The sequence below is a fragment of the Streptomyces sp. NPDC005866 genome (assembly GCF_040629895.1).
GTDB lineage: Bacteria > Actinomycetota > Actinomycetes > Streptomycetales > Streptomycetaceae > Streptomyces.
In genome coordinates this window covers 50,784-65,549 of sequence record NZ_JBEXWP010000040.1, presented here as the reverse complement: position 1 = coordinate 65,549, position 14,766 = coordinate 50,784, and the positions used below count along the sequence as shown (strand labels likewise).

Annotated in this window: 12 protein-coding genes and 1 pseudogene; 5 read left to right on the top strand and 8 right to left on the bottom strand. The window is 71.5% G+C overall.

Translation table 11 applies throughout. The features are described from left to right. Nucleotides 1-89: 89 nt before the first annotated feature. From ABZ396_RS38235 to ABZ396_RS38220, 4 genes are all read right to left on the bottom strand, one after another. Nucleotides 90-1,550 (bottom strand): NCS2 family permease, encoded by a 1,461-nt coding sequence (locus tag ABZ396_RS38235; RefSeq protein ID WP_358926659.1) that lies wholly within the window; start codon nucleotides 1,548-1,550, stop codon nucleotides 90-92. A 214-nt stretch (nucleotides 1,551-1,764) separates the two neighbouring features. Continuing rightward, on the bottom strand, nucleotides 1,765-4,149 hold the full coding sequence (locus ABZ396_RS38230) for a molybdopterin cofactor-binding domain-containing protein (RefSeq protein ID WP_358926660.1): 2,385 nt from the start codon (nucleotides 4,147-4,149) through the stop codon (nucleotides 1,765-1,767). A gap of 5 nt (nucleotides 4,150-4,154) precedes the next feature. Continuing rightward, on the bottom strand, nucleotides 4,155-4,724 hold the full coding sequence (locus ABZ396_RS38225) for a (2Fe-2S)-binding protein (RefSeq protein WP_358926661.1): 570 nt from the start codon (nucleotides 4,722-4,724) through the stop codon (nucleotides 4,155-4,157). After that, nucleotides 4,724-5,614 carry a xanthine dehydrogenase family protein subunit M gene (locus ABZ396_RS38220; protein WP_358926662.1) on the bottom strand — a complete coding sequence of 297 codons (891 nt, stop codon included), beginning with the start codon at nucleotides 5,612-5,614 and terminating at the stop codon, nucleotides 4,724-4,726. The genes ABZ396_RS38225 and ABZ396_RS38220 overlap by 1 nt, the downstream gene beginning before the upstream one ends. A gap of 352 nt (nucleotides 5,615-5,966) precedes the next feature. Here ABZ396_RS38220 and ABZ396_RS38215 point away from each other — a divergent pair, with 352 nt between their 5' ends. The 3 genes from ABZ396_RS38215 (at nucleotide 5,967) to ABZ396_RS38205 (ending at nucleotide 9,366) form a co-directional block, all read left to right on the top strand. Then, nucleotides 5,967-7,667: a PucR family transcriptional regulator ligand-binding domain-containing protein gene (locus ABZ396_RS38215; protein ID WP_358926673.1), complete on the top strand. Its 1,701-nt coding sequence runs from the start codon at nucleotides 5,967-5,969 to the stop codon at nucleotides 7,665-7,667. A 339-nt stretch (nucleotides 7,668-8,006) separates the two neighbouring features. Next, a complete protein-coding gene (locus ABZ396_RS38210) occupies nucleotides 8,007-8,789 on the top strand; it encodes a hypothetical protein (protein ID WP_358926663.1) in 783 nt (260 codons plus the stop codon). A gap of 76 nt (nucleotides 8,790-8,865) precedes the next feature. Beyond that, the gene (locus ABZ396_RS38205; protein WP_358926664.1) at nucleotides 8,866-9,366 is read left to right on the top strand and encodes a DUF2231 domain-containing protein; all 501 of its coding nucleotides are present in this window, start codon (nucleotides 8,866-8,868) and stop codon (nucleotides 9,364-9,366) included. 106 nt (nucleotides 9,367-9,472) lie between these two features. Here ABZ396_RS38205 and ABZ396_RS38200 read toward each other — a convergent pair whose 3' ends face one another. Then, nucleotides 9,473-10,243 carry a GntR family transcriptional regulator gene (locus tag ABZ396_RS38200; RefSeq protein ID WP_358926665.1) on the bottom strand — a complete coding sequence of 257 codons (771 nt, stop codon included), beginning with the start codon at nucleotides 10,241-10,243 and terminating at the stop codon, nucleotides 9,473-9,475. A 163-nt stretch (nucleotides 10,244-10,406) separates the two neighbouring features. On the opposite strand from ABZ396_RS38200, the pseudogene ABZ396_RS38195 reads away from it, so the two are divergent. Together ABZ396_RS38195 and ABZ396_RS38190 are read left to right on the top strand one after the other, a co-directional pair. After that, nucleotides 10,407-11,232, top strand: a pseudogene (locus ABZ396_RS38195) ((2Fe-2S)-binding protein). A gap of 316 nt (nucleotides 11,233-11,548) precedes the next feature. After that, complete coding sequence (locus tag ABZ396_RS38190; RefSeq protein WP_358926666.1) at nucleotides 11,549-12,586, top strand: DUF2637 domain-containing protein; 1,038 nt, start codon at nucleotides 11,549-11,551, stop codon at nucleotides 12,584-12,586. An 80-nt stretch (nucleotides 12,587-12,666) separates the two neighbouring features. Here the strand turns inward: ABZ396_RS38190 and ABZ396_RS38185 are convergent, their stop codons facing one another. The 3 genes from ABZ396_RS38185 to ABZ396_RS38175 form a co-directional block, all read right to left on the bottom strand. Next, the gene (locus tag ABZ396_RS38185; RefSeq protein WP_358926667.1) at nucleotides 12,667-13,146 is read right to left on the bottom strand and encodes an ATP-binding protein; all 480 of its coding nucleotides are present in this window, start codon (nucleotides 13,144-13,146) and stop codon (nucleotides 12,667-12,669) included. A 278-nt stretch (nucleotides 13,147-13,424) separates the two neighbouring features. After that, nucleotides 13,425-13,889 (bottom strand): hypothetical protein, encoded by a 465-nt coding sequence (locus ABZ396_RS38180; protein WP_358926668.1) that lies wholly within the window; start codon nucleotides 13,887-13,889, stop codon nucleotides 13,425-13,427. Between the two features lie 118 nt (nucleotides 13,890-14,007). Continuing rightward, nucleotides 14,008-14,631, bottom strand: coding sequence for a hypothetical protein (locus ABZ396_RS38175; RefSeq protein ID WP_358926669.1), 624 nt, complete (start codon nucleotides 14,629-14,631; stop codon nucleotides 14,008-14,010). Nucleotides 14,632-14,766: the final 135 nt, after the last annotated feature.

The following is a 14,766-nucleotide window of genomic DNA, read 5'->3' as shown; positions in this document are numbered from 1 at the left end:
CCTCGTACTGGACGTACTTGGGTTTGTGCCCGGTGCGGCGAGAGTGCGTGCCGGGCGTCGCGGGGCAGGCGGGACTTTCGCAACAGGCCCTAGTGGACGCCGAGCCAGCTCTCGATGGGATTGAGGGCGAAATAGACCAGGAAGATCACTGTCAGGCCCCACATGAATGCCCCGACTTCCCGTGCCTTGCCCTGAGCTGCCTTGATGGCGGCGTAGGAGATGACACCGGCGGCCACACCCGTGGTGATCATGTAGGTGAAGGGCATCAGGACGACCGTCAGGAACACCGGGATGGCGGTGGCCCGGTCGGCCCAGTCCACGTGCCGGGCGTTCATCAGCATCATCGCGCCGATGACCACCAGGGCGGCGGAGGCGACCTCCTGGGGGACGATCGCGGTGAGCGGGGTGAAGAAGAGACAGGCCGCGAAGAACAGGCCGGTGACCACCGAGGCGAGTCCGGTGCGGGCGCCCTCGCCGACGCCGGTCGCCGACTCGATGAAAACGGTCTGTCCGGAGCCGCCGGCCACGCCGCCGATCGCGCCGCCCGCGCCGTCGATGAACAGCGCCTTGGACAGGCCCGGCATCCGGCCCCTGTCGTCGGCGAGCTGCGCCTCCGTGCCGACGCCGATGATGGTGGCCATCGCGTCGAAGAACCCGGCGAGCACCAGGGTGAAGACGATCATCGCGACCGTCATCGCACCGACCTTGCCCCAGCCGCCGAACTCGACGTGCCCGAAGAGCGAGAAGTCCGGCATGGAGACGGCGGTGCCGTGCAGTGCGGGAGCGGCGCCGCCCGCCCACTGCTTGGGGTCGATGACCCCGAGGCCGTCCAGTACGGCCGCCACGACCGTGCCGCTGATGATGCCGATCAGGATGGCACCGGGGACGTTCCGGGCCTGGAGCATGAAGATCAGCAGCAGCGTGCCGGCGAAGAGCAGCACCGGCCAGCCGGTGAGTTCGCCCGCCGGGCCGAGGGTGAGCGGGGTGGCCTTGCCCTGGTGTACGAAGCCGGACTTGTAGAGGCCGATGAGGGCGATGAACAGGCCGATGCCCATGGTGATGCCGTGCTTGAGGGCGAGCGGGATCGCGTTCATGATCATCTCGCGTAGGCCGGTGACGACCAGGAGCATGATGACGACGCCGTACATCACGCACATGCCCATCGCCTGCGGCCAGGTCATCTGCGGGGCGACCTGTGAGGACAGCACACCGGAGACGGAGAGGCCGGCGGCCAGCGCGAGCGGCACCTTGCCGACGAAGCCCATCAGCAGCGTGGTGAACGCCGCCGCGAACGCGGTCGCGGTGATCAGGGCCTTCTGGCCGAGGGTGTCCCCGGCCGCGTCCTTGCCGGACAGGATCAGGGGGTTGAGCAGGAGGATGTACGCCATCGCCATGAAGGTGGTGACGCCGCCGCGGACTTCGCGCGCGACCGAGGATCCTCTGCGGGATATGTGAAAGTACCGGTCGAGCCAGGACCGTCCGGCCGGGACGCGGGTGCCTTCTCCCGCGTCTACGGCCGTCGTCCTGGGCTCCAGTGACTGCTGGGTCATGGTGCCGTCTCCCAAGGTTCACAGGGGCACCCGTGCCTGCCTTCCGCAGGGCGACGGGATTTGGGATGTGCACGACCCGGGAGACGGCCCGAGACGAACAACTTCATGTGGTGGTGACCGTCCCAAGTTCCGTGAGCGGTACGGCTCTTGGTGGGGGTGCTCCGGGCGGCGCGGAGTATGTGACGTTCCGTGCGCCGCCCGGAGGGCCTTGCTGCTACGCCGTACCGGTGAGGTGTTCCGGACGGACCGGCGTGCGGTTGAGCTCCAGCCCGGTCGCGTTCCGGATCGCCGCGAGGACGGCCGGGGTCGACGACAGGGTCGGAGCTTCGCCGATGCCACGGAGCCCGTACGGGGCGTGGTCGTCGGCGAGTTCGAGGACGTCGACCGGGATGGTCGGCGTGTCGAGGATGGTCGGGATGAGGTAGTCGGTGAAGGAGGGGTTCCTGACCTTCGCCGTCTTCGGGTCGACGATGATCTCCTCCATCACCGCGACCCCCAGGCCCTGCGTCGTACCGCCCTGGATCTGGCCGATGACGGAGAGCGGGTTGAGCGCCTTGCCGACGTCCTGGGCGCAGGCCAGCTCGATCACCTTGACCAGACCCAGCTCGGTGTCGACCTCGACGACCGCACGGTGGGCGGCGAAGCTGTACTGGACATGGCCGTGGCCCTGGCCGGTGCGCAGGTCGAAGGCCTCGGTCGGCCGGTGCCGCCACTCCGCCTCGATCTCGACCGCGTCGTCGCCGAGCACGTCCACCAGGTCGGCGAGCACCTCGCCGCCGTCGGTGACCACCTTGCCGCCCTCCAGCAGCAGCTCGGCGGTGGCCCAAGCGGGGTGGTACGAACCGAACTTGCGCCGGCCGAGGTCCAGGACCTTCTCCCGGACCAGTTCGCAGGAGTTCTTCACGGCGCCGCCGGTGACGTACGTCTGCCGGGAGGCCGAGGTCGAGCCCGCCGAGCCCACCTGGGTGTCGGCCGGGTGGATGGTCACCTGGGTGACGCCCAGCTCGGTGCGGGCGATCTGCGCGTGGACGGTGACACCGCCCTGGCCGACCTCCGCCATCGCGGTGTGCACGGTGGCGACCGGCTCGCCGGCGATGACCTCCATGCGCACCTTGGCGGTGGAGTAGTCGTCGAAGCCCTCGGAGAAACCGACGTTCTTGATGCCGACCGCGTAGCCGATGCCACGTACGACGCCTTCTCCGTGCGTGGTGTTGGACAGACCGCCGGGCAGCTGCCGTACGTCGGCGCCCTCGCTGCTCTCCCACTGGCGCTCCGGCGGCAGCGGCATCGCGGTGACGCGGCGCAGGAGTTCGGCGACCGGTGCCGGGGAGTCGACCGGCTGGCCCGTCGGCATGACGGTCCCCTGCTCCATGGCGTTCAGCTTCCTGAACTCCACGGGGTCCATGCCGAGTTGCTTGGCCACCTTGTCCATCTGCGCCTCGTAGGCGAAGCACGCCTGGACCGCGCCGAAGCCGCGCATCGCGCCGCAGGGCGGGTTGTTGGTGTAGAGCGCGATGGCCTCGATGTCGACGTCGTCGATGACGTACGGCCCGACGCTCAGTGAGGAGGCGTTGCCGACGACCGCCGGGGAGGCGGAGGCGTAGGCGCCCCCGTCCAGGACGATCCTGCACTTCATGTGCGTGAGCTTGCCGTCCCTGGTCGCGCCGTGCTCGTAGTACAGGCGGGCCGGGTGCCGGTGGACGTGCCCGAAGAAGGACTCGAAGCGGTTGTAGACGATCTTGACGGGCTTGCCGGTGCGCAGCGCCAGCAGGCAGGCGTGGATCTGCATCGACAGGTCCTCGCGGCCGCCGAACGCGCCGCCGACCCCGGCCAGCGTCATGCGCACCTTCTCCTCGGGCAGGCCGAGGACGGGCGCGATCTGGCGCAGGTCGGAGTGCAGCCACTGGGTGGCGATGTAGAGGTGGACGCCGCCGTCCTCCTCCGGCACGGCGAGGCCGGACTCGGGGCCGAGGAAGGCCTGGTCCTGCATGCCGAAGTAGTACTCGCCCTTGACGATGACGTCGGCCTTCTTGGCGGCCTCGTCGGCGTTGCCGCGGACGATCGGCTGGCGGTGCACGATGTTGGGGTGCGGGACATGCCCGATGTGGTGGTCGTCGCGGTTCTCGTGGACGAGGATCGCGTCCGGGGCGGTCGCCGAGGCCTCGTCGGTGATGACGGGCAGCTCTCGGTACTCGACCTTGATCTTGGCGGCCGCGCGGCGGGCGGTCTCCGGGTGGTCGGCGGCGACGATCGCGACCGGCTCGCCGTGGTGGCGTACCTTGCCGTGCGCGAGGACCGGGGTGTCCTGGATCTCCAGGCCGTAGTTCTTCACCTCGGCCGGCAGGTCGTCGTACGTCATGACCGCGTAGACGCCGGGCGTGGCCAGGGCCTCGCCGGTGTCGATCGACATGATCTCGGCGTGCGCGACGGTGGAGCGGAGGATCTGGCCCCAGAGCATGTCCTCGTGCCACATGTCGGAGGAGTACGCGAACTCGCCGGTGACCTTGAGGTTGCCGTCCGGGCGGAGCGTCGACTCGCCGATGCCACCCTTGGTGTGAGACCCCTGGGTGATCTTGGTGGGAGCGCCGTTGGTGGGCATGTGGCTCAGACCGCCTCTCCCTGCCGGGCGGCCGCGAGGCGGACCGCGTCCATGATCTTCTCGTAGCCGGTGCAGCGGCACAGGTTGCCCGACAGCGCCTCGCGGATGTCCGCGTCGGTCGGGTTCGGGTTGTGCTCCAGCATCTCGTCGGCGGCGACCAGCAGACCCGGGGTGCAGAAGCCGCACTGCACGGCTCCGGCGTCGATGAACGCCTGCTGGACCGTGGAGAGTTCGGTGCCCTCGCCGGTCTGGGAGTCGGTGCCCTTGGCGGCCCAGTCCTTGGCCTCGTCCAACGAAGTCCCGCACGAGGTACCGCAGTCGCGCTGCTTTGCGTAGTCCGCGAGCCCCTCGACGGTGACGACCTCCCGGCCCTCGACCTGACCGGCGGCGACCAGGCACGAACACACGGGGAGCCCGTCGAGCCGTACCGTGCACGACCCGCACTCGCCCTGCTCGCAGGCGTTCTTGGAGCCGGGGAGACCGAGCCGCTCGCGCAGCACATAGAGGAGGCTCTCGCCCTCCCAGACGTCGTCGGCTTCCTGCGGGCGTCCGTTGACCGTGAAGTTGACGCGCATCAGGCGACACTCCCCTTCTGCTCAGTGGTGCCGCGGTAGGACTCCCAGGTCCAGGTGAGCGTCCGGCGGGCCATCACGCCGACCGCGTGGCGGCGGTAGCGCGCGGTGCCCCGCACGTCGTCGATCGGGTTGCAGGCGGCGGCGCACAGGTCCGCGAACTGCTTGGCGACCGACGGGGTGATGATCTTTCCGTTGTCCCAGAAGCCGCCCTCGTCGAGCGCCGCGTTCAGGAAGTCCTCGGCGGTCCTGGCGCGCACCGGCGTGGGAGCGGCCGAGCCGATTCCGGTGCGCACGGTCCGCGTCCCGGGGTGCAGGGCGAGCCCGAAGGCGCACACCGCGATGACCATGGCGTTGCGGGTGCCGACCTTGGAGTACTGCTGGGGCCCGTCGGCCTTCTTCACATGTACCGCGCGGATCAGCTCGTCCGGTGCCAGCGCGTTGCGCTTCACGCCGGTGTAGAAGTCGTCGACGGGGATGAGCCGGGAGCCGCGCACCGACTCGGCCTCGACCTCGGCGCCCGCCGCGAGCAGCGCCGGGTGGGCGTCACCGGCGGGGGAGGCGGTGCCGAGGTTGCCGCCGACGCCGCCGCGGTTGCGGATCTGCGGGGAAGCGACGGTGTGCGAGGCGAGGGCGAGACCCGGCAGCTCGGTGCGCAGGTTCTCCATGATCCGGGTGTACGGCACGGAGGCGCCCAGCCGGACGCTCTCCTCGCCGACCTCCCATTCGTAGAGATCGCCGACGCGGTTGAGGTCGAGGAGGTACTCGGGCCGGCGGTGGTCGAAGTTGATCTCGACCATCACATCGGTGCCACCCGCGATCGGCACTGCGGTGGGGTGCTCGGCCTTCGCGGCGAGCGCCTCCTCCCAGCTGGCGGGGCGAAGGAAGTCCATGACCGGCTCTCTTCTCCGTCTCGTGAGTCTCGTGAGTCGTGGGGATTGAGCCAATCCGTGTGCGGCGGGCCCGGCTCGTTCATGTCCTGTTAACGCGGAATGAGGCCAGTACACCGCCCCGTACTCCAGCGGGGTCAGTCACCGAAACCATGAAGGAGTTGGCTGGCCAACACGGGCATCTTGTAGATTCGTATGAACGGAGGACATCAGTAACCTCCTGGATTCCCCGTGGAAACGCAGGAAACGCCCGGGCACCTCACGATCGCGGCCCGTGCCCCCGCACGCCGGGCGCCTCACTCATGACACTGCAGGATTCATCATAGATTTCGAGACACAGAACGGCGGCGACGAGATGCGGCTGCGCGCACTGCTGGACACCGATGCGCTGGGCCTGCGGCTGCTCGGCGGCGAGGACGAGCTGGACCGCACGGTGCGCGGGGTGATGACCACGGACCTGCGTGACCCCAGCCGTTACCTCTCCGGCGGTGAGCTGGTGCTGACGGGCCTGGCCTGGCGCCGGGACGCCGCCGACTCCGAGCCGTTCGTACGACTCCTGGTACAGGCCGGGGTGGCCGCGCTGGCGGCCGGTGAGGCCGAGCTGGGGGACGTGCCGGACGACCTGGTCGTGGCGTGCGCCCGGCACCGCCTCCCGCTCTTCGCGGTCCACGAGTCGGTGGCGTTCGCGACGATCACCGAGTATGTCGTACGGCAGGTCAGCGGCGAGCGTGCCGGGGACCTCGCGGCCGTCGTGGACCGGCACCGCCGGATGATGACCTCGGGCCCGGCGGGCGGCGGCCCGGACGTGGTCCTGGACCTGCTCGGCTCGGACCTCGACCTGCGGGCCTGGGTGCTCTCCTCGATGGGCCGCCTGATCGCGGGGTCCAAGGTCTCGGGGCCCACGCTGCCCGCCGACGTCTGCGCCGAACTGGCAGCCGAGCACCTGGCCGCGACCCGCACCGCCCGCCGGGGACCGCACCGCGTCCTCCTCGGCACCACCACGTACTCGCTCTTCCCGATCCGCTCCTGGGGGCACCGCACAGCGGTAGCTGGGGGAGGCCGCTCCCCGCAGGGCGCGCGGGACGTGCGCCAGACCGTGCTCTCGGACTGGCTCCTGGCCGTGGAGGCGGACGCGGGCGACTGGCCCGAGGAGCGGCTCGACCTGCTCCAGGGTGTCACCCAGCTGATCGCCGTGGAGCGCGACCGCCGCGACGCGGCCCGTACGGTACGGCGCCGGCTCGCCCAGGAGGTGCTGGAGCTGGTCCAGACGGGCGCAGCCCCGGCGGAGATCGCCGCGCGCCTGCGGGTGGCCGCTCCTGTCCTGCTGCCGGGTCTGGGCGCGGCTCCGCACTGGCAGGTCGTGGTGGCCCGCGTCGAATGGGACGGCGGACTGGTCGAGGGCGGCCCGGTCGCCCAGTCCCTGCTGGAAGAGATCCTGGTCGACCCGCTGGCCACCGGCCCGGAGCCCTCCGACCGCATCGCGGTGGGCCACACCGGCGACGAGGCGATCGCCCTGGTGCCGCTGCCCGCCGTCTCCGCCGAGCACGACGGCTCCGAGTCCGGCATCCACGCCGACGCCCTCCTGAAGTCGGTACGGGGCCCGCTGTCGGCGGGCCTGGACGACGACGGCCGGGTCACCCTCGGCGTCAGTGCGGCCGTGCACTCGGCGGAGGGACTGCGCGGGGCCCTGGAGGAGGCCCGGCACGCCCGCCGGGTGGCCGCCGCCCGCCCCGGCCGGGTCTGCGCGGCCGGCCACCAGGAACTGGCCTCGCACGTCCTGCTGCTCCCCTTCGTCCCCGACGACGTCCGCCGCGCCTTCACCGCCCGTCTGCTGGACCCCCTGCGGGACTACGACCGCCGGCACCGCGCCGAGCTGATCCCGACCCTCGAAGCGTTCCTCGACTGCGACGGCTCCTGGACCCGCTGCGCCACCCGGCTCCACCTGCACGTCAACACGCTGCGCTATCGCGTGGGCAGGATCGAGCAGTTGACGGGCCGGGACCTCTCTCGGCTGGAGGACAAGCTCGATTTCTTCTTGGCATTGCGGATGAGCTGAGGTCGCGCGGGCGCGCGACCGGCTCGCGTCAAGTGCCGCCGCTGTCCCACGACTTTGTGAAATTATTCACCCGCCCTCTTGGCCCCGCCCGGTGATCGGTGCTGGAATGCCGCCACCACTTCACAGCTCGACGGCGCGCTGGGCCTGCCCTTTCGGATCAGGTCGGTGTCGGGGCATCCCGCCTTTCGACGCCGATGAGCGGGACGTGGTGCGTGCAGCTGCACGGCGGAGGAGGGAGTCGGCGCGGAGCGCCGGCGACCGACGACAACGCCGCAGATGCGCGTGCCGCGCCCCGCGAGCCCGGGCTGAGCCGAAGGGCAGGACCCCGGGGAGGGCAACGTGGCGTATTCCGCCGTGGCTGGGAACGGAACGACCGACGGTGACGATCCGCTCCAGACCGCGGTATGGCGGCTGCGCTCGCGGGCCTGCTGGGTCGACGCGGCGGCACTGCTGCCGTCGGACACGCCGGCGTACTCCCTGCAGCGGGCGGGGCTGATGGTCGAACGGTGTCTCTACACCGAGGGCGGCTGGGAGGAGGCGGAGGACGCGCTGCGGACGGCGGAGGCGGTGGCCCGCACCGACGAGGAGCGGGGTGCCGCCGCGTGCGAGCGCGGCCAACTCGCCTACGCGGCCACGCTGCACGGGGTGCGGGACCGGGCCGACGAGGCGCGGGCCGCGCTCGGGAGGGCGGCCGCACTGATCCCTCCGGGGGCGCCGGGACGGGCCCTGCTCGACTTCCGCCGGGGTCTGCTGGCGGAGAACCTGACCCGCTCCCCGCAGGCGGCCCGGGCGGCCTACCGCCGAGCCCACGCGGCCGCCACGGCCCACGCCGACCCGCTGCTGCTGTCCTTCACCTGGCGTCACCTGGCCGGACTGGCCCTGCGGGACGGGGAGTTGAGCGAGGCACGGCACGGCTTCGCCGAGTCGCTGCGGATCAGGGAAGAGCTGGGCTACCTGGTGGGCACGGCCCCGGCACTCGCCTCCCTGGCCGACACGGAGTCGGAGCCGGAGGCGTCGCGGTTGCGGGAGGAGGCGGGGAGGTTGTTCCGGCTGCTGGGCGGTGTCCCCACGTGGCTGTCAAGCCAGTTGACACCGCCCGCCCCGGGAGCGGCGACCGCCTGAGCCGACTGAGAGGAAACTGAGAGTTCGCTGTGCCAGGCTGACGCGCCCCCGACCCCCCCTTCAGGAGCGCTTCGCCATGAGCACCGTCAACGGCCTGCCGGCCCATGTCCTGCTGGTCCACATCGTGGTCGTCCTGGTCCCGCTGACCGCCCTCGCCCTGGTGGCGGCCGCGCTGTGGCCGCCTGCCGCCCGACGGCTGGGCGTGCTGCTGCCCTCGCTCGCCCTTGTCGCCCTGGCGAGCGTGCCGCTGACGATGCAGGCCGGCGACTGGCTGGAACGGCACGTGACCGCTGACGCCCTGGTCAGCCGGCACACCGCGCTGGGTGACGAACTCCTGCCCTGGACGGTGGGTCTGTTCGTGCTGGCCACGGTGGTGTGGTGGGCGGCGCGGCGCGGCACGGCGGAGGCGGACCGGAGCGTGGCGGGACGCCTGTCGGGCCTTCCGGTGCGGATCGTCGTGGGCGTGCTGTCGGTGGCCGTGGCGGCCGGTGCGGTCGTGGACGTCTACCGGATAGGCGACTCCGGCGCGAAGGCCGCCTGGCACGACGCGTACGACAAGACGGCACAGGGCAACTGACGCGACTCCCGGCGCCCCGCACGGGGCGCTGGGAACAGCGCGACCAGCCGCACCCGGCCCCAGCCCTACGGCGCGATCAGGCTGCCGCGCAAACGCCCCCCACCCGTCACCTCACGTCGGCGAAATGCCCGGCCACCAAAGCCCGCACCGCATCCAACTGCCCCGCGATCAACGCCTCCAGCAACGCCGTGTGCTCCGACGCGTCCGCCATCAACTCGGCCCGGGGCCCGCGCAGCGGCGGCAGTGCCCGCCGGTGCAGGTCCTCCGCGATCTGCACCAACTGGTCGTTGCCCGCAAGGGCCAGCACCGCCCGGTGGAAGGCCCGGTCCGTCTCCGCGTACGTGGCCCGGCACCCGGTGGCCGCCGCCCGTACCGACTCCTCCGCCAGCGGCCGCAGCGCGACCCACCGCTCGGCCGGAACGCTGCGCGCGAGCCGCATCAGCACCGGCACCTCGATCAGCGCCCGCACCTCGGCCAGTTCGGCGAGCTCGCGCGCACCCCGCTCCACGACCCGGAACCCGCGGTTGGGCACGACCTCGACCGCGCCCTCCTGGGCCAACTGCTGCATCGCCTCGCGCACGGGCGTCGCGGAGACCCCGAACCGCTCCCCCAGCGCCGGCGCCGAGTACACCTCACCGGGCGCCAGCTCCCCGCTCACCAGTGCCGTACGCAACGCGTCCAGGATCTGTCCCCGCACGGACGCCCGCTGCACGGCGGGCCTGGGCTGCGGGATCGGCCGCTCACCGTGCGTGTGCTCGCCGCGCGCGGCCGGCGTGCCGGCGGTGTATCCGGTCGCCTCCCGGGCCGTCTCCTCGGACCGCGTCTGCGCCGGCACCCTGGCCGTCTCGGCGGGAGCCGCGTGCGCGCGCTGGTCCACGGGGCCTCCTCCGGCTCGTCGGCACTCGGGTCATTAACGGCGGGTTGTCACTTGTCCGTCAAGCACCTTAGGCGCACAAGGCGATAGTTCAAACTTCCGAACGAATGGGTAAGGTAAGGCTTACTTATCCGATAGTCGGCCCGCACCCGATCGGTGGTAGCCGGTGACCTCCCCCGTCTCCGCCGCCTACGCCCGCCTCGGCGAGGTCTGCCCCCACCTGGCGGTCACGGAGCTGGGTGCGGGCGATCCGGCCCCCCGGGGGCGGCGGCTGGGTCGGCGCCGCCGAACTCGCGGCGGGCGGACCCGGTCTGGACGCCTTCCTCTCCTGGGACGAGGACCAGATCCTGCGGGACTACGGCCGGCCGGGCCGCCCGGACGTGGTGGCCGGCTTCGGCCTGCACCGCTACGGCTGGGCCGCCTGCCTCCTGATCACCCTCCCGTGGTTCCTGGACCGCCGGGTCCCGCGCCTGCCCGTGACGCATGTCTCGTACGACCGCACGGCCGGCCGCATGACGGTACGCGTCGCCTCCTTCGCCTGCCTGCCGTACGACCCGGCGGCGGCGCTGCCGGGCGCGGTCGTCGTCGCCGACGAGGGTGCGCTGCGCGCGCAGGTACGGGCGGCCGCGGCCGAGCACCTGGAACCGGTCCTCGGCGCCTTCGGGCCAGGGATGCGGCGGCGCGGGCGCCCGCTGTGGGGCATGGCGACCGACGAGATCGTCGAGGGGCTCTGGTACGTCGCCGGACTGCTCGGGGACGAGGAGCGGGCAGTACGCGAACTCGGCCGGCTCCTGCCGGGCGCCACCGAGCCGTACGTCGGCTCGGCCGCCTTCCGGGTGCCGACCGGCCCGACGGGGCAGCCGCTGCCGACCCGGGAGCGGGTGAGCTGCTGCATGTACTACACACTGCGCCCCGAGGACACCTGCGCCACCTGCCCGCGCACCCGCGACGGCGAGCGGATCGCCGAACTCGGGTCGTCAGCGGCGGCCTGAGGCCCCCTCAGGGCCTTTCCGAGGACGAAGCACCCCACGGCGTCCACTAAGATCACCTGGCGGGATCACCCTTGCGGCGACAGGGAATTCACAACTTCCTCACTTGCCGCAGGAACTTTCCGAGGAACCACCCGTATGGGTACTCTTACTCGAACTCAACTCCCGCCCCTCACGCGGCAGTTCGAGCAGAATGCCGCCCTGGGGCAACCCCTTGCACTTCCTTGGCGGTCTCTTGCCCCGAAACCCCCTGAGGGCCGGCGGGATTGGGCCACTATGGCGGGCGATACGCCCTATCCCAATGCAAGGGACCCCCTAGATGAGACTGACCGACATATCGCTGAACTGGCTGCTTCCGGGCGCCGTACTGCTCGTGGGCGTGCTGGTCGCGGTGGCGGTGCTGACGCGCTCCAAGCGGTCCGGCGGGGAGCACGCGAAGGACGACTCCTGGGAGCGCAGCGAGGAGCGCCGCAGGCGCAAGGAGGCCATATACGGCACCGCCTCCTATGTGCTCCTCTTCTGCTGTGCGGCGGTGGCCGCCGCCCTCTCCTTCCACGGACTCGTCGGCTTCGGCCAGGAGAACCTCGGCCTCTCCGGCGGCTGGGAGTACCTCGTGCCGTTCGGCCTGGACGGTGCGGCGATGTTCTGCTCCGTCCTCGCGGTGCGCGAGGCCAGCCACGGTGACGCCGCGCTCGGCTCCCGGATACTGGTGTGGACGTTCGCGGGAGCCGCGGCCTGGTTCAACTGGGTGCACGCGCCCCGGGGCATCGGCCACGACGGTGCTCCGCAGTTCTTCTCCGGCATGTCGCTCTCGGCGGCCGTCCTCTTCGACCGCGCGCTCAAGCAGACCCGCAAGGCCGCCCTGCGGGAGCAGGGCCTGGTGCCTCGCCCGCTGCCGCAGATCCGCATCGTGCGCTGGATGCGGGCCCCCCGCGAGACCTACAGGGCCTGGTCGCTGATGCTCCTGGAGGGCGTGCGCAGCCTGGACGAGGCGGTCGAGGAGGTGCGCGACGACATGCGGCAGAAGGAGGAGAACCGACTGCGCCGCCGCGAGCACGACCGTCTGGAGCGCGCCCAGCTCAAGGCCATCAGCCGGGGCCACCGCGGCTTCGCCGGGCGCGTCGGCCGGCAGGTCGAGGTGCACGAGGTCGAGCGCGGTCCCTCCCAGGCCACTGCGGAGCCTGCCATACCGGCGCCGGAGCAGCTGCCCGTACGCCCTCGGCCCTCCCTTCAGCCGGTCCGCAAAGGATCTGACCCGATCACCGTCGACCTGACCGCGGAGGACGACACAATGGCGCTGCCGCGCCTCGACTCCCTGGAGCGCAAGCTCAAGGACCTTGAGCAGCAGTTCGGTTGAGCACCTGCTGCCGGACAGCACCTCGGGACGGGGGCGTGACCATCGGGGTCGCGCCCCCGTCCCGTTGTGAGAAGGCGCCCTCAGGCGGCCCCCGCGTCCAGTTCGAACCACACCGACTTGCCCACCTCGTGCGCCTGGACACCCCATGCGTCCGCGAGGGAGTCGACCAGCACCAGGCCCCGGCCGTGGGTGCCGTCCCCGGCGTCCGGGGCGCACACGCGCGGCCGGCGGCCCACGAAGTCCCGCACCTCCACGCGCAGTTGGCCCGGTCCCACGACGGCCGTCAGCACGGCCTCGCGGTCGGTGTGGACGAGAGCGTTGGTGACGAGCTCACTGGTGAGCAGTTCCGCGATCTCCGAGCGGCCCGGATTCCCCCAGTGCCGCAGCAGCTCCCGCAGTTCCCTGCGCGCCTCGGGCACCGCCCGCAGATCCGACCGCCCCAGCCGGCGCCTGAGCTGTGACGGGTGTCCCCGTTCCGTCGTGTCGCTCTCTTCCCCCGCCGTCCCCGCCGAGGAGGCCCCGATGGCGACGGGACCGCCCCCTCGTGCCTGACTGTTCATGACCCCCGCCCGCACGCTGTTGACCGGATCCCCTCCTGATCGAACACGTTCACGGGGATCCATGCCCGCTCGGGCACGGGCCAGTCATGTCACGCCGATGACGACCGGGTGTTCGGCCATGTCCCGGACCGGCCCCGGCCCAGCCGTCGTCTCCCGGACCGCCCCGTACGCGCCAACGGTGCCGCGGACCCGGCGTGAAACAGCCCCTCGCGCAACCCCCCGAGCTGATTCACGCGGTCCACGGCACCGACGAACCTGGCCGAAACCTACCCTTCCGCCTACTTGCTCCCGAGGCCCGTGGTGCCGATGTGAATGATCTTGTGGGTGTCGCGGCTCATGTCGACGATCAGCTTCGTGGTCGTGTCACGGCTCCAGGTGAGGGTGATGACGGCCTCGGTGTGGTTCTTCGCCGTGCCGTTGGCGGTGACCTTCCACTTGAGCGGGGTGTTCTGGGCCTGCAGCACCCCGTTGGCGTGCTCCTGGTCCTCCCAGGCCTCCACCTGCTTCAGGTAGGCCGGGTCGATGTAGTAGGCGCGCAGCGCGGTGGGCAGGTCGCCGCTTGCGTCCGGGTCGTTCACGGCGTCGATGTAGGCGCCGTAGAAGTCGGCGATCCGGGTGAGGTTGTCGGACGGGTCGCCGCTGACGCTGCGCGGAGCGCCGGCCGAGGCCTGGGCCGTGACGCCGAGCCCGAGGGCCACGGCGAGCACGCCGGCGGTGAGGACGGTGCGGGTCTTGGTGCTCATGTCTGTTCCCCGTTTTCTGTACTTGGATTTCCGTACGTGGATTTCCGTACGTGGTCGACACGTGGTGTGTGTCGGGGCCGTCCTCCCCTCCCCCGAGCGGGAGGACGGCCCCCGTCTTTCAGTGGTGCAGCTTCTGGACGGCCGTGGTGGTCGTCCTCTTGAACGCCTTCACCGGGGCGTCCTGGAAGCCGCCCAGCTGCCCCCAGTCCACGACCGTGACGGTGCTCCCGTCCCGGCCGATCGACAGCAGCCGGATGTCACTGGCACCCCAGGAGGTCTCGGTGTGCAGGGCGTAGACATGGGCGCCGTCCCCTACGGGCAGGTCGCCGTGGTCCTGGAAGGCGGCCCGGGTCTCCGGGTCCTCCATCTCGATCCGGTACGCGCAGGACACGATGTCCTCGTCCAGCTTCGCGAACCGGCCCTTCGCGCCGCTGACACTGGCCAGTTCGACGCTGACCTGACGGGCGGTGGTGTCGAGGTCCGTGCGGAACTCCCGGTACCAGGTGTTCTGGCCGCCGCCGAGCGCGATGCCCAGGCAGGTGTCCTGCTTGACCGCCTCCGGCACGCCCGCGGCGACCTTGCCGGCCGTCCAGGACGAGCTCGGGTGCGGCGGCAGGTCGGCCGCCGCGAGAAAGCCGGGCGGCTTCGGTGCGGCCGCCGCCGGGGCGGCGAGCGCGGTGCCGACGGCCAGTGCGGCGCCGGCGAGTAGGGTGAGCGCGCCTGCTCGGGTGCGCTTGGGCATGGGTGGTCCCCCGTTGGATCGGTGCATGGGTGTGGGATGCCGCTGACGGCGCCGGCTGGTCGGTCCGGCCCTGGTCGGTGCGACACCAGAAGCATCGGCGGTCACCTGCGGCAACCGCAACGGCTACCGCCCGCT

Bases quoted from the DNA above. Each gene is read 5' to 3' on its own strand.
- ABZ396_RS38235 (WP_358926659.1), bottom strand. From the start codon at position 1,550: ATGACCCAGCAGTCACTGGAGCCCAGGACGACGGCCGTAGACGCGGGA.
- ABZ396_RS38230 (WP_358926660.1), bottom strand. From the start codon at position 4,149: ATGCCCACCAACGGCGCTCCCACCAAGATCACCCAGGGGTCTCACACC.
- ABZ396_RS38225 (WP_358926661.1), bottom strand. From the start codon at position 4,724: ATGCGCGTCAACTTCACGGTCAACGGACGCCCGCAGGAAGCCGACGAC.
- ABZ396_RS38220 (WP_358926662.1), bottom strand. From the start codon at position 5,614: ATGGACTTCCTTCGCCCCGCCAGCTGGGAGGAGGCGCTCGCCGCGAAG.
- ABZ396_RS38215 (WP_358926673.1), top strand. From the start codon at position 5,967: ATGCGGCTGCGCGCACTGCTGGACACCGATGCGCTGGGCCTGCGGCTG.
- ABZ396_RS38205 (WP_358926664.1), top strand. From the start codon at position 8,866: ATGAGCACCGTCAACGGCCTGCCGGCCCATGTCCTGCTGGTCCACATC.
- ABZ396_RS38190 (WP_358926666.1), top strand. From the start codon at position 11,549: ATGAGACTGACCGACATATCGCTGAACTGGCTGCTTCCGGGCGCCGTA.
- ABZ396_RS38185 (WP_358926667.1), bottom strand. From the start codon at position 13,146: ATGAACAGTCAGGCACGAGGGGGCGGTCCCGTCGCCATCGGGGCCTCC.
- ABZ396_RS38180 (WP_358926668.1), bottom strand. From the start codon at position 13,889: ATGAGCACCAAGACCCGCACCGTCCTCACCGCCGGCGTGCTCGCCGTG.
- ABZ396_RS38175 (WP_358926669.1), bottom strand. From the start codon at position 14,631: ATGCCCAAGCGCACCCGAGCAGGCGCGCTCACCCTACTCGCCGGCGCC.